This window comes from Hoyosella sp. YIM 151337 (assembly GCF_026041215.1).
GTDB lineage: Bacteria > Actinomycetota > Actinomycetes > Mycobacteriales > Mycobacteriaceae > Hoyosella.
Genome location: NZ_JAPEIQ010000006.1, coordinates 618,248 through 631,727 on the forward strand (window position 1 = coordinate 618,248; position 13,480 = coordinate 631,727).

Annotated in this window: 13 protein-coding genes; 2 read left to right on the forward strand and 11 right to left on the reverse strand. The window is 64.3% G+C overall.

What is annotated here, in order from left to right; genetic code table 11:
- Positions 1-44 precede the first annotated feature (44 nt).
- Positions 45-1,163, reverse strand: a complete 1,119-nt coding sequence (locus ONR57_RS04355; protein ID WP_265121684.1) for a glycoside hydrolase family 76 protein — start codon at positions 1,161-1,163, stop codon at positions 45-47.
- A 41-nt stretch (positions 1,164-1,204) separates the two neighbouring features.
- Positions 1,205-1,894, reverse strand: coding sequence for a TrmH family RNA methyltransferase (locus ONR57_RS04360; protein WP_374116395.1), 690 nt, complete (start codon positions 1,892-1,894; stop codon positions 1,205-1,207).
- Between the two features lie 278 nt (positions 1,895-2,172).
- Between ONR57_RS04360 and ONR57_RS04365 the strand changes: the two genes are divergently transcribed.
- The gene (locus ONR57_RS04365; protein ID WP_265121686.1) at positions 2,173-2,661 is read left to right on the forward strand and encodes an alpha-isopropylmalate synthase regulatory domain-containing protein; all 489 of its coding nucleotides are present in this window, start codon (positions 2,173-2,175) and stop codon (positions 2,659-2,661) included.
- Here ONR57_RS04365 and ONR57_RS04370 read toward each other — a convergent pair.
- The 3 genes from ONR57_RS04370 to ONR57_RS04380 form a co-directional block, all read right to left on the reverse strand.
- Positions 2,621-3,544 (reverse strand): hypothetical protein, encoded by a 924-nt coding sequence (locus ONR57_RS04370; protein WP_265121688.1) that lies wholly within the window; start codon positions 3,542-3,544, stop codon positions 2,621-2,623. The genes ONR57_RS04365 and ONR57_RS04370 overlap by 41 nt on opposite strands.
- A 79-nt stretch (positions 3,545-3,623) precedes the next feature.
- Positions 3,624-5,048 (reverse strand): HAD-IB family hydrolase, encoded by a 1,425-nt coding sequence (locus ONR57_RS04375; protein WP_265121798.1) that lies wholly within the window; start codon positions 5,046-5,048, stop codon positions 3,624-3,626.
- Positions 5,041-7,428 (reverse strand): glycerol-3-phosphate 1-O-acyltransferase, encoded by a 2,388-nt coding sequence (locus ONR57_RS04380; protein ID WP_265121689.1) that lies wholly within the window; start codon positions 7,426-7,428, stop codon positions 5,041-5,043. Before ONR57_RS04380 ends, ONR57_RS04375 begins: the two co-directional genes overlap by 8 nt.
- 46 nt (positions 7,429-7,474) lie before the next feature.
- Between ONR57_RS04380 and ONR57_RS04385 the strand changes: the two genes are divergently transcribed.
- Entirely contained in the window at positions 7,475-8,812 is a 1,338-nt protein-coding gene (locus ONR57_RS04385; RefSeq protein WP_265121690.1) for a YibE/F family protein, read from the forward strand.
- Here the strand turns inward: ONR57_RS04385 and ONR57_RS04390 are convergent.
- The 6 genes from ONR57_RS04390 to ONR57_RS04415 all read right to left on the reverse strand — a co-directional run bounded on the left by ONR57_RS04390 (position 8,804) and on the right by ONR57_RS04415 (position 13,455).
- Positions 8,804-9,403, reverse strand: coding sequence for a vitamin K epoxide reductase family protein (locus ONR57_RS04390; RefSeq protein WP_265121691.1), 600 nt, complete (start codon positions 9,401-9,403; stop codon positions 8,804-8,806). The genes ONR57_RS04385 and ONR57_RS04390 overlap by 9 nt on opposite strands.
- Before the next feature lie 14 nt (positions 9,404-9,417).
- On the reverse strand, positions 9,418-10,122 hold the full coding sequence (locus ONR57_RS04395; RefSeq protein WP_265121692.1) for a DsbA family protein: 705 nt from the start codon (positions 10,120-10,122) through the stop codon (positions 9,418-9,420).
- A gap of 48 nt (positions 10,123-10,170) precedes the next feature.
- Positions 10,171-11,403: a Dyp-type peroxidase gene (locus ONR57_RS04400; protein ID WP_265121693.1), complete on the reverse strand. Its 1,233-nt coding sequence runs from the start codon at positions 11,401-11,403 to the stop codon at positions 10,171-10,173.
- Entirely contained in the window at positions 11,384-11,935 is a 552-nt protein-coding gene (locus ONR57_RS04405; protein WP_265121695.1) for a copper chaperone PCu(A)C, read from the reverse strand. The genes ONR57_RS04400 and ONR57_RS04405 overlap by 20 nt, the downstream gene beginning before the upstream one ends.
- A gap of 122 nt (positions 11,936-12,057) precedes the next feature.
- Positions 12,058-12,609, reverse strand: a complete 552-nt coding sequence (locus ONR57_RS04410) for a hypothetical protein (protein WP_265121698.1) — start codon at positions 12,607-12,609, stop codon at positions 12,058-12,060.
- A 39-nt stretch (positions 12,610-12,648) separates the two neighbouring features.
- Complete coding sequence (locus tag ONR57_RS04415; RefSeq protein ID WP_265121800.1) at positions 12,649-13,455, reverse strand: crotonase/enoyl-CoA hydratase family protein; 807 nt, start codon at positions 13,453-13,455, stop codon at positions 12,649-12,651.
- Between the last annotated feature and the right edge of the window lie 25 nt (positions 13,456-13,480).

Here is a 13,480-nt window from a genome sequence, read left to right on the forward strand (position 1 = left end):
CTCCCGAACCGGAACCGGTTCCGGATTGAGGGGCCAGCGCACGATCACGCCGGAGTTCCCGAACTGGCGACCGTGGCTGCGGCCTCCATGAGCATCCACCCCGATAGTTGTACCGAAAGGTCGCGTTCGGGTACTGCCGACGCGCGTACTGCACCATCCTGCATTTTGGACGGCGCGCTCCGTGCGTCTGGGTAGGTGGCTGGGACAGCCCAGTTCGCTCCGAACAGTGGTCCGCCCGGCGCGTCGAGGTGGTTGCGCCACGCAGCCTCCGCAGAGCGCAAGACGATGCCCCGAGCAATCCGCCTAGTCTGAGTATCGGGTTCGCCGTTCACCACGAGCCGTGTTGCAGTGAACGCCAGGTACCGGGCGAGGATGCCCTGGAAGAGTCCGCCGTCGCCGCCGCCCGCGGTGCGAATGACGCCTCTGGGTGCGAGTTCGGCTGCAATCGCGGCGACAAGTGAGCGGACGCGTTCTGCGTGCCTGGGCGCGGCTGTCCGAGCGCTCAATTCCATCTCTAGGCCGAGCACGACCCCCTGACAATAGGTATAAATCATGGTTTCCAGAGAGCCATCCGTGCGGATGCCGTCATAGATCAGTCCGCGAGACGGGTCAGCGAGGTTGCTATAGATCCAATCGCTGATCTCTTCCGCCCGGTCGACATGGCCGGTCCGGGCGAGAAGGATCGCCGCTGGGCCGTTGGCTGGCGTGTTGAAAAAATCGTCTTTGCGGCGCCACGGGATACCGCCGCCGCGCTCCGGACTCCATGCTTCGAGAAGTGCAGTGGTGAGCTTTTTCAGCGCTCTGCCGCGGCGCGGCACGCCGTCGAGTTGCCCTGCGCGGTCGAGCGCAAGTCCCAGCCAGGCCATGTCGTCGTAGTAGCTATTGGTCCAGCGACCGCCATTCCGAATGCGGTGCGCGCGGACGAGAGCACGAATGCGGCGGCGGCGGTCGGGATTCGGACCACGGACCGCCGCGTCAGCCATGCAATCGAGCAGGTGCGCTTGCCACCAGTAGTGCCACCGCGCAAACCCCTTGTCGCGCAGGAGTGACGGCCACGCGATGACACCTAAAGCAGTGCCGGGCAGCAACCACAGCGGCCGCAAATGCCGCGTGAGGATGGCTTGTTCGGCAGCATCGGCTCGCGGTCCCCATTCGTGCGGCATGCCTTCATCGTGCCCGCAATTCTGCGCCCGCGCGCGCGGATCTACCAGGCTCGTGAAAGATCGGCGTGCTGCTGCACCCACGTGTGCATCGCGATACCAGCAGCAACGCCAGCATTGATACTGCGTGTGGACCCGAACTGGGCGATCGAGACCGTCATCGTCGCGATGTCGCGAGCCTGCTCGCTGACCCCAGGCCCTTCCTGCCCGAACAGCAGCAGGCAGGCCTGCGGCAGCGACACGGTCTCGAGCCGAACGGATCCCGGGGTGTTGTCCACCGCAACGACTGTGAGCGCCTCGGCGCGTGCGTAATCGAGCAGATCGCCGATAGTCGCGTGGTGGTGGATGTGCTGGTAGCGATCCGTCACCATAGCGCCGCGCCGGTTCCAGCGTCGGCGCCCCACAATGTGGACGCCGGCAGCTGCGAAGGCATTCGCGGTCCGCACTACTGTCCCGATGTTGGCGTCATGGGTGAAGTTCTCGATGGCGACATGCAGGGTGTGGCGGCGCGTGTCGATATCAGCGACGATCGCCTCGCGAGTCCAGTAGCGATACGCGTCCACGACGTTGCGCCGGTCGCCGTCTCTCAGGAGTTCTGGATCGTAGCGGGGATCGTCCGGAAGCGGTGTGCCGTGTTCCTGTTCCCACGGCCCCACACCCACGGATGTTCCCCACTCGGTGGGCCCCGGATCGCGAGCCGCCAGGATGGAAGTTTGTCCGGATTCTCCGGAAATTCTCAGCTTTTCGGTCATGTGTTGTTTCACATTGCCGCCTTCCCAGGTCGCCGCAGTATGTTGACTCCGCAGCCGAAGTTGTCGCCCCTGATTGGTCCAGTGTTGCCCTGCACGTCACCTATTCCGGTTGTAACCGCGGCGTTAACGAGAGTAGATTGCGAAGTATGAAGCGGGTGCGCGTAGTAGTTCGCCGCAGCGGGGCTTGATCGGACTGGCCCCTCGCTGCGGGGGTTTCGTGATGCCGGTCCCTTCCCCACCCTCTTCTCAGGGAGCATCCAATGAACACCCTTCACCAATCGCCGTCGTTCCCCCATTCCCGCACCCGCCGAGATCCGTTCGAGGCCAAGTACGGGGCCCCACTGCCGCTCGGATTGCGAGACGAAGCCGCCGGGATGTCGTGGGACATGTTCGACCAGATGTACGCGCCGCGACGCGGACGGTACCGGCTGCTGGACTGGCGGCTGCACCATCTCGGATCCGGCAAAGCGGTGTTTGAAGCCATGCTTAGCGTGGATGGTGCGGCTCATAGCTCCACCGCCGTGGCTTCAGGTCCCATCGCGGCCATCACCGGCATGCTGTACGAACTCGGCTGCAACATCGAGATCATTGGCTTGCACCAGCGCAAGATCGGTGACCGCACCGCCACATTTCTGCACGCAGAGCGAGACGAGCAGCGCGCCTGGAGTATGGCGATCGCCGCTGACCCTGTCGCGTCATCGTTGCACGCTATTGTGGCTGCGGCGAATCGACTGGCACCTCAGGCTTAGCCGGAACGCGTTCGTCTTCGCGTGCGCCTCCTTTTGCGTGAGCGGAGTCGGCGGGGGCGATGCGGCTCGTGGGTGCGCCGCCGCGCACCAGTGCAGCGGTACCGCGAAGCTCCGCAGCCGCCGCGAGAATCATCGCCAGCAGCGCACCGGCCGCGAGCATCTCGAGGCTCTCCTCGACCACATTGTCAATAATGAAGTACGAGTTGGCACCGGGATCGATGCCGGGCATCGCGGGCAGTTGCCAGTTGAAAAACGTGGCATTGATCCAGTTCCCGAAGTGCGCATACCAGCCTTCGATGTGTGAGGTCTGCGCGCCGATTTGCGACACGGCATACAACCCGTACAGTGCGGCGAGGTATTTGCGGGCACGCTTCAGCTGCCAGACGTGCTTGCCATAGCGGAGCAGGGCATAGATCGGGAAGAACGCGAGCAGCAGCATCACCGGCAACGTTCCGAGGACGTGAAAATGCATACCGAGTATCTCGTAACCAAGCCAGCGCCCGATGGCTTCTGCAAGGATCAGCCGAACATCGCCTGCCTCCTCGATGAGAATTAGCGCGAACCCGATGGACATGACGAAAAAGAACGACCCGACACCCGCGTGGGGTCCGCCTTGGAGCCGTCCGCCGAGATAACCGGCACCGACGACGAAGATCGCGATATACACCCACTGCACGACCTCGACGACACCGTCGTTGAAGAGTTCCCACCACATGGGTAGCCTGCCCTCGCCACGGTTACCCCAGCCCCACACGTCAACTGCGTACACCGTCATCCATGCACCGATGACGACCAGCACCGCGACCACGAAGGTCAGGTGGGCGGGGATGCGCAATAGCCCCGGCCATCGATCCGAGCGCTGGGCGTCTACGGTTTTCGCCATAATCGGGCATGTTACCCGAGGTGTAACTGGCGGTTTGACGAGGCGTTACCCGACCGCTACCTGCGTCGCCAGCCGCCGATCACTGCGCGTCCGGCCACTCTTCGAGAGTCCGGAGGAAAAACTCGCGGACGGAGTCGACGTTTGCACTAAAATCCGCAGTATCCCAAGAGGCGACATCGATCGGCTTCCCCACCACGACGTCAACTGCTCCGCCGCGCATCACGCGACCATGCTTCCACAGCATCTCGCCGGCGTTCCGGATGATGAAGGGAATGACCGGCACCTCAGCCTGGCGCGCGATGTGGAAAGCGCCCTTCTTGAATGGCCCGAGATTCGGAGTGAGTGAGCGTGTTCCTTCCGGGGCGATCACTATCGATAATCCCCCACGCAGCGTTTCCTCGACTGGCCGCAATGCTTCTCTGGCCTGGGCCGAGTCCGCCCGATTGATGAACACCACATCCGCGGTGCGCAAGATCGGGCCAAATACGCGGTGCGCCGCCATCTCCCGTTTGACGATCGCCGTGAAGCCCCCACGCAGTACCTTGGCGAGTATCAGCGTGTCGAGCTGACTTTGATGATTAAAGATAAAAACTGCGGGGCGCGGCGCACGCGCGTTCTCCTCGCCCTGGACACGCACGGTGATGCCAGCGAGGCGAAGCGCGACGTCAGCGCTCATCCCCGTCGCGGTGTCGACACCCAGCCGGTGGTCCCGTTTTAGTACACCGCGGCTGAGTCCGAGCCCCACCGCGCTAAGGAAGCCCCCATATCCGGCCGCCGTCCGGGCAACCCGCACCGGGCTCGTCGCGCCGCGTGAGGCGAATCGCAGTACGGGCCAGTGCTGCTGGTCCGCCACGCGTGTCAGTACGGCATCGGGGTTGACAGTCACCGCATTCCCGACCGCGGAGAGCACGTCGATGTCTTCGCTGCCATGGGAGTATCCGTAACTGTGCGCCAGATCGATGTCGTGTTCGGTGGCGAATTTCCGCACCGCACTGGCCTTCTCCCGGCGCCACAGCGGGACACCGTCGATTTTGCCGGTGAGCAGTCCGTCCCGTACTTCGAGTTTCGTCGCAAGGACGTGCGGAATCTCAAGCGACTCGGCTGCCGCTTCGGCGAGGTAACGCGGGCCGGACGTCACAAGCACCAGTGTGTGAGCCATGCGCAGGTGGGCACGGATGAGCTGCCACACTTCGGGATAAACCCGGCCAGCGATAGTGCGCTCAAAAAGCTTGCGGGCGATCGCCTCGATGTCTTCGTCTCGCCGGCCAGCCCACTCGGGGTACATCGCGCGCACCATGTCAGTGAACGTTTCTTCTGTCTTCGCAGCACGCAGCGTCCTGATGAGGCCGGTCGTGACTCCCGCATCCGTTCCGGGATCTGCATGCTGCACGCGTACCGGCCGCAGCGGCGAATAGCCTTGCAACACAGTTCCGGTGAAATCGAAGAAGGCACCGGTACCCGCCCCGGATGGCCCGCTGCGGATCCTCTCCACGGCCTCACTCATATCCACCTGGAAGCACCTTTCTATTCGACGGGTCGAGCGCCTCCGCGAGTCGAATGCGCTCCACCGCCTCGCCGAGTTCCTCCGCGAACAACCGCCGGTGCCGGGTGACTTGAGCGGTATCGCCAGCAAGCAGACCAAGGTTGTCCGACAGGCGGAGCGCGGACGAAAACAATTCGGTCGATATCGATTCCGGTCCGTGCAGCCGCGCCTGCAAGACCATCTGCTGACCAACGTTGACGCATTCGCTCAGCAGGGCATCGCGGTCGATCCGATCGTAGGAATTTCGCGCGGCGAGCCGCTCCGCGACGACGAGCTGGGCATCGAAGAATGAGCGAAGCACGCGGTGCGCCATGATGAATCCAGACGCCTCGAGCTTCTCGACCACCTCTTCGATTGGAGGTTTCCGCTTTCGCCACAGCGGATCGATGAGGAGCATTTCCTCAGTGAGTTCCCGCTCGAAGTTCTCTCGCTCTGGGAAGAAGAACTCGAACTTGAGTACCGTGCGGAGCTTGTTCGCGTAGGCGAAGCCATCGCGGAGCGGGTCCGTGAAACCAGCCTCCGCGGCATCGAGGATCGCAAGTTCTAGCAGCGCCCGATTGACGAACCAGTGGATGCCGCTGTTGCGGTAGAACGCGGCGACGAGGTGCTGGCCGCGTTCGATAGAGAAGACTGGCTCCAGACCCGCACCGTAGGTGGTCACCACTCCGGCGGTGGTCAAGTCGGCGAGCACCGCGCGCAATCCTGAGTGTGAACGCAACAATCCCACGTTCCCTGTCGGGATGTTGCGGCGACTGATGTAGGTCATCACGGGTGCGATCGCGGCGCTCACCTCACCGAGCGTCAGGGCTCGATCGCGCACTCCGAGCAGCACAAGAGTTACCAGAGCGCTTGCCGTAATCGGGGTTACCCGGTTGATTCCAACGGCAACCTCGAAAGCTAGCTTCTGCAGGGCTTTTCGTTCGTTCTGCGCACGTGCCTCACCCGTGCCCGCAGCCGCTGAATGCGGCGTGAGCGCTGGATCACCGGCTGACGAGAGGCGCTCACGCAGCGACAGTGGGTTGCCGAACCTGATGTAAACGTTGCCCGCCAAGAGCCGCTGCGCCTTGGCGTATTTCGCTAGCCACGTCAGACCTTCCGGCTTCTTCTTCCCGCCGCGCTGTTCTTCAGCGATCGCGCCGAGTTCGTGCAACCGTTCGTAGGCGATAGAAACTGGCACGATCACAGCGTCTTTCACACGTTCAGCCCGCACCGACGCGGCGACGTAGTTGAGTAATCCGTAACGCGGCGGGCGAAGCTTACCGGTCCTGGATCGACCGCCCTCGAAGTACCATTCGAGGTTGAAACGTTTCGAGAGCAGGTAGGCGAAGTACTCTTCGACGCACGCCTTATAGATCGCGTCATCGCCGAAACTCCGCCGGATGAAAACCGTGCCAGCACGTTTCGCCAGCGGCCCGATCGGCCAGAACGACAGGTTCGCGCCACCAAGAATGTGATTGCGCGGAAAGTCATTGCGCCCTAGGAAATCATTGAGCACCAGTGCGTCAGCGTACGAACGATGCGAGGGCAAAAAGATCAGCGGATACTCCCGGTTGATGCGGCGCAAGTCTTCGAGTTCTGCGCTGTCTGCGTGGACGGTCCATGCACTCGCGTGCAGTGGCCGCATCGTTTGGGAGAAGAGGTCGGTTGCCAGTCTGCTCTGAACCGCAACGAGTTCACGCAAACACTCACGGGCCCGTGCGAATGCGTCTTTGTACGGCAGTTGAGCTTCATCAGCGATCTCCGCGAGACGGCGCTGAAATGCCGCCGAATCAAGTATCTGCTCGACGACCAGCCTCGGCACTTTGTACCGGTCACCAATGAGTGTCCGCTCCGCGCGGTCAAGCGCAACGACGGCCGACCGGTGGATGTAGCGGGCGAGCGATTGTGGCCCCGGCTCACCAGCCTCCCGCCGGTGCCGCCGCCGGAGTTCGCTGAGTGTCGCGGGCTCGCCGGTGAGCACCTGCACGCGTTCCGGCGCACGCTGGACAATCTTGCGCTGCGCCAGCACGTTGGGGCTGCGCGGATTCGTGAACTTCAGCAGGTCAGACCAGCGTGCGCCACGCCCGCCTTCGCGCTCAGGCGGAAACCACGCAACCTTGACTGGCACGACGAGCGGATCGTCTTGCCGCCCCGCGAGGGCACCAGCAATATCCGCTACTTCGAGAAGCAGGCGCGACGGTCGTTCGGCGACCGCCGAAGCGGTAAACCTGCGCCAGTTGCCCTCATCAAGCCAGCGTTCGACGAGTTCGCGTTCCACCCGAGTGCGGACATCAGCGAGGAACGCCAGAGGTCTGGCGCCACTCGACATGTCCGGCGCGGAATCACTTTCCACACCATTCATTCTGCTTAATCCACGGGCTGCGCGTGGGAGAACTACGCTGTCAGTCGTGCAAAGCGACTCCACCCCTGGTCAGGGCACCGGCGATTCCGAGAACGAAGCACGCGCCCGCGCCAGCGACGCGAGCGCAGCCGGGCATGGGCACAGTCACGGCCATGGCGGACCCGCCCCCCTCGGCCCGCTTGCCGCTCGTGTCGTCGTGGGCCTTCTCATCATCATCGCGATCGTCGTCGCGATTGGTGCCGCGGTGTTGTGGCCGGGTCCGCAGCGTGTCGATGTCCCGCTTCCCTTCCAGACCGCCACTGGTGAAGCTGTGGAAACAGAGGCAGGCACGGTCGTCGAATCGGGGCTTGGCCCGTGCGGCTCACCGGATGCCTCGATGGTGTTCAGCGGCGGACCGCAGCCGCCGCCGGGCATAGGCTACGAGTGCTTTCGCGCGGTGGTCAGTATCGACTCCGGGGCCGACGCCGGCCGCCTGACCCTGTTCGAATGGGTTCCAGGGCCGGGCCAGCCGAACCTGCAGCAAGGTGACTCGATTCGGCTTGTTCGCGGGACAGATGCGACCGGACTGACGCGGTACGGATTTTACGATTACGAGCGCGGTGTTCCGCTGACGCTGCTGGCCTTCGCCTTCGCCGCTATCGTCGTTCTGGTGGCGAGGTGGCGCGGCTTCCGCGCGTTGCTGGGCATCTTCCTGGCCTTTCTCGTCCTGGTGATGTTCGTGCTGCCCGCACTGCTCGATGGGAAACCGGCGGTGCCGGTTGCACTCGTCGGCGGCGCGATAATCCTGTACGCCGCGTTGTACCTGGCCCATGGCGTCAATCTCCGCACGAGTTCAGCGCTGCTGGGTACGCTGACATCGCTCGTGCTCGCCGCGGTACTGTCGTGGCTAGCGATCGAGTCACTCACGCTGACGGGGCTCTCGGAGGAACAGAACACCCAGATTCAGGCGTACCTGCAGCATGTGAGCATCAGTGGGCTGCTTCTCGCGGGCTTCATCATCGGTTCGCTCGGTGTCCTCAACGATGTGACGATCACTCAAGCCGCGACAGCGTTCGAATTGGCGCGCCTTGAACCGGAAGCGTCGCGGACGAGTGTCTTCAGCGCGACGATGCGCGTCGGGCGCGACCACATCGCCAGCACCGTGTACACGCTGGTGCTGGCTTACGCGGGCAGTGCGCTGCCGCTGCTGCTTCTGTTCAGCGTCGCGGGCCGCTCCCTCGGTGACGTCATCACCAGCGAGATTGTGGCGATTGAGCTTGCCCGATCGTTCGTGGGCGGGATCGCCCTCACCTTGTCTGTTCCCTTAACGAGTTTCATCGCCGTGCTGCTCGCGCGGCCGCCCGGCTACCTGCCGCAGCCCGAAGGTTCGGTGAACTCACAGTAGAGTGCGCCAGTAATCCCAGAACCGCTCGAGTATCAGGAGCGCCACACCGGCGTACCAGACCACCGCGAGATTCCAGCGCCAGCGGAAAACAGCGGCGCTCAGCCCCGCGCTCCACCTGGGCGGCCACGCCGCACGGGCCACAACGATGAAAAGCGGTAGCTGGACTGCCCACACCACCATGCAGTACGGACACAGCGCGCCGATCCGGTACAGGCTCTGGAATATCAGCCAGTGCACAAATACAAGCCCCAGCAGGCAGCCGACTCCGAGCCCTCCCCAGTACCAGCGCGGCAAGCGGGCACCGGCTGCCACCACGACGCCGCTGGTGATAACCACGGTGAACGCCACGAGGCCGAGCAGAGGGTTCGGGAACCCGAACACCGAGGCCTGCTCCGTTGTCATGACCGAACCGCACGAGATGACTGGATTGAAGCTGCACGACGGCACGTACTCGGGTTCGATGAAGAGACGGAACCGCTCGTAGGTCAGCGCTGCCGCGCTCAGGAGACCTAGTCCCCCGAGCACGACCAGCGCCCAGGCTGTTGCGACGCGCGTGGGCGGTGCGTCCGAGTCAGCCGCCGTGGCTGTCACTGCAGCCTCCTGAGTCACTGTGCAGCCTGTACTGCCGCACGCAGCCCGTCCGGTGTCATGTCATCGACCGGGTCACCATTAATCAGCACGGTGGGCGTGCCGCGCACCCCGGCATTGCTGGACTCGGCGGTCGCGTTCGCGACGTCGTTCGCGTAGCGCACCTCGCTCACACATTGGGTGAGCTCTTCAGAGTCCGCCCCAGCGTTCCCGGCGATGTCAAGCATCTGCTCATTAGTTAGCCCGGCGCCGCCCTCGGTCGGCTGCTGGGCGTACATCTGCGCTTGCCAGTCAAGCCAGGCTTCAGGGGCATGCTCGGCCACGCACCGTGCGGCCGACGCAGCACGCGTCGAGTACTGCGTGGTGGAGGCGCGATCGAGAATCGCGATCGGGTGGTACACGACACGTGCCTCGCCGGTTTCAGCGAGGTCACGAAGAGTGTCTCCGGAAATCGTTTCGAACTGGCGGCACGCCGGACATTGGAAATCCTCGTACACCTCCAGCGTGACGGCCGCATCTGCAGGACCGAATGCGATGCCCTGCTCGCTCGCGGTACCTGGACTCGCCCCCTCGTCCGCAGAGCGCTGATTAATGACCACTACCGCGATGACGACGGCAATGAGCAGGATCACGCCGGTTACCACCGCCCTGATGATCATCGCGCGGCGTTTCTCACCTAGCTGCTGCTGGGTCACGAATCCCGGTTTGGGACGTTGATTCACTGGTTTCTCCTTGACGGTTCGTTTCCGCTTCACGTGTGCGCACCCGCGCTACACGGAATCGAAAAGCTGCTGACCAAGATACTGGCCGGGCTGGCATCCTGGCGGGATCGCGAAGACCGCGGAGCCGACGGGCGTTGTCCATTCGTTGAGAACGTCGAACTCCGCGAGCCGCTCCTGCACCGGCAGGAACTGCGTGGTTATGTCCGCCTGATACGCCGCGAACAGCAGGCCCGTGTTGCTGATCGCCCCACCGCTTGGCGGATCGTCGTAGTTGTACGCGCGGCGGAAGAAGACTTCACTGGGATGTTGCGGGTGGGCGCGCGCGATATGCGACGAGGGAGGGATAACCGGCAGGCCGAAACGGTCTGACGCAGCGAAATCCGGTTCATCGTGTTCCTCGTTGCCGGTGAGGGGTGCGCCGTTCGCGATCCGGCGCCCGACCGACAGTTCGCGCGCGTCGCGGCCGAGCTCATCCCATGTGTCGAGGTCCATCCTGATCCGCCGAAGCACCAACTGGGTGCCGCCCCGGAACCAGGGAGCCTGCGCACCATCCGACCACACAAGCCGGCCAAAGCCAGCATCCTCTGGTTTCGGGTTCGCCGTTCCATCAAGCTGCCCCATGAGGTTGCGCATCGTGGTGCCTTCCGGCTGGCTGCCCCGCGCATCCCGGAAACCCCGCTGCACCCACCGCGGTGTGACGAGTGAGCGCACACTGCGGCTGAGTATGCGTAGTGCGTGTGCGAGCGGCAGCGGATCGTCAGCGCACACCTGAAGGAGGAGGTCACCGCCAGTGAAGCCGGGATCAAGCTCATCGATCCGGTAGGCCGGGAGCTGCGCGATTCCCGGTGGACGAAGATGCGGCGCTCCTATCACGTCGAAAAGCCGTGGGCCGAAGCCGACGGTAATGGTGAGTCGGGACGGGCTAGTAGCCAGTTCCGCTTCCGAATCCGCCAGGCCGGGGATCCCCTGCGTGAGGCGCGCAGCATCATCCGTCCAGGCACGCAGCAGGCCGGCTACGCGTTGCCGGTCTGTTCCCGGCGCCAGATCGTAGGCAGCGAAGACGGCGTGCGCTTGCGCCGGTGTGGTTACGCCAGCCTGATGATCCCCGTAAAAGGCAACGGTTTGCTGGCCTGTTGTACCAGCCCGGGCTGCGGCAGTGCTGCTTCGCTTCACCGAAGCGGCACCCCAGCCAGTTCCAGCGGCACCCAGCGCCACCGCGCCAGTGCCGAGCAAGCGGCGGCGCGACAGCCCCGGTCGGCTTCTAGTGTCCGGTTCGGGCATCGCCGTGAGTCTCCTCCCTGTGGTGTTCCGGGCTTCCGCCGTCGTGCATTGGCATGTAGTCCTCATCGCCTCCGGCGAAATCGCGGGCCGCGAAGCCGACTGTCGTTTCCGAGCCGTCCGCGAAGCGCAGCGTGATGGGAACGTCCATACCTGGTGTGATGGCTTCCGTGAGATCCATCAGCATGAGGTGATCTCCGCCCGGCGCGAGAAGATGCTGCGCACTGCCGGCGACGCGGATGCCATCATCCTTCTGTCGCATCGCCGATTGCCCGGCGTCAGTGATGACCTCATGTATTTCCGCCCGGTCCGTCAGCGGACTATCGACGGCGATGATGTGCACCTCAGTGCCGGATGTATTGGTGAGTTCGCCGAATGCCGCGACCATGCCGCTGTCAGCGGCCCGGATCCATGGGTCCGTAACCGTAAGCGCGGCGGCGTGCGTGGCTTCCGGAGCGGTGGATTGATCGTCCGCCGCGCAGGCTGTCAGGAATGGTGCCGCCGCCGCGGTGAGTGCGAGAGCGACCGCGGACATGCGTGTATGTGTGCGTAAGTGCACCACAGTTTTCTCCCTGTGCTCGATTCGTGCGTCGCCGCGGTCGGCGTGCGCACGTGCAAACGCTGCACCGCAGAATCGGTGTCAGCGCCGTGAAGTGGTCACGTAGCAGGGGCAGTGCAGGCTGCGCCTGCCATCCACCGGGGAGGTCCGCGAGTGCCGCCGCGAGCGACACACAGCACGCCTGGACCGACGCCAATGGGGGTGCTGCGCGGCATCGCCGGGGGTATAAGCCGGACGGGCAGTGGCGCAATGAGCAGCCGCACAATCCCGGTGATCGTCGCACCGAGCGCTGTGAAGCCATGTTCGGCAGCATGGATGAGAGCCGCTGCGACACCGATCGCGACGATGTGGGCTGCGAGCATTCCGGCACTGTGGTGAGCGGCCGCCGCGGTGTGCGCGCAGCCGAGCGCGAGCACACCGTGACCCGCGAGCTGACCAGCCGCGAGTACGGCCCCGACCCCGGCCCGGGAGCCTAAGCGCGGCACCGCTGCAACCGCACCGACAGCGGCGCACGTGAGCGCAAGGAGGAAGAACACGGAGAGCGGCGGAAGCGCGCCACCTGCCGCAGTATGCGCAGCTACTGACACCGCGGCGGTGAATCCGCCGACGGTGAGCCCGCGCAGCTGCGGTGCTATACGGCGACGGTCCACGCCACCACAATAGCGCTGCCGGCGCTGCGCGTTGCCCTGCTAGGTCAGCGTTCGCGGCCGATACTCGGGTTCGGAGCCCTTCATCCGCGCCTTACGGGCAATTTTCGTGTTCGTGCCTGCAAGAAGGCGCAGTTGTGCGCGTCGTTCCGCCGCGAATGCTGCGCGTGGTGATTCTGACCACGCCGCGTTGAACAGCTTCTTCGCGGCTGTCACGGCGTCAGGGGACTGTTTGCTCAGCAACTGCGCCAACTCGAGCGCTGGCACGGCTGGGTCGTCGGCGACACCTGTGACGAGGCCGATCCCGGCAGCCTCATCACCGCTGATGACCTTGCCAGTCATAGTGAGCAGTTTCGCCGTGTCAATGCCCACCAGTTCGCTCAGCGTTGCCGTGCCCGTCATATCCGGGATCATGCCCCACTTCGCTTCCAGCACCGAAAGCTCCGAGTCCGGGGCGGCGAAACGGAAGTCAGCGGCCAGGGCCAATTGCAGGCCGCCGCCGTAACAGTGACCGCTGATGACAGCGATCACCGGCACCGGCAGCTCACGCCACGCCCAGCAGGCCCGCTGAAACATGTTGGTGCCCCGGCCCGGCAGCGGCGCAAACGACGGTACTGGCAGGAAGTACCGCGCGATCCGCTGCGGTTGCTTCGCCGCAGACGGGAAGTCCAGCCCCGCACTGAACGACGAGCCTTCCCCAGACAGGAGCACCACCCGGACGTCACGGTTCTTGCGGATCTCCGCGGCTGCCTCAACCAGCTGGGCGAGCATGTCGAGGGTCAGCCCGTTCAGCTTGTCAGGCCGTGCCAGTGTGACGTGCGCAGTCGCACCTTCCACGCGGTAGGACACACTGAGCGCGACGGCGCCAGTCTTT

Bases quoted from the DNA above. Each gene is read 5' to 3' on its own strand.
- ONR57_RS04355 (WP_265121684.1), bottom strand. From the start codon at position 1,163: ATGCCGCACGAATGGGGACCGCGAGCCGATGCTGCCGAACAAGCCATC.
- ONR57_RS04375 (WP_265121798.1), bottom strand. From the start codon at position 5,048: ATGAGTGAGGCCGTGGAGAGGATCCGCAGCGGGCCATCCGGGGCGGGT.
- ONR57_RS04380 (WP_265121689.1), bottom strand. From the start codon at position 7,428: ATGAATGGTGTGGAAAGTGATTCCGCGCCGGACATGTCGAGTGGCGCC.
- ONR57_RS04405 (WP_265121695.1), bottom strand. From the start codon at position 11,935: ATGTCCGCGGTCGCTCTCGCACTCACCGCGGCGGCGGCACCATTCCTG.
- ONR57_RS04365 (WP_265121686.1), top strand. From the start codon at position 2,173: ATGAACACCCTTCACCAATCGCCGTCGTTCCCCCATTCCCGCACCCGC.
- ONR57_RS04400 (WP_265121693.1), bottom strand. From the start codon at position 11,403: ATGCCCGAACCGGACACTAGAAGCCGACCGGGGCTGTCGCGCCGCCGC.
- ONR57_RS04370 (WP_265121688.1), bottom strand. From the start codon at position 3,544: ATGGCGAAAACCGTAGACGCCCAGCGCTCGGATCGATGGCCGGGGCTA.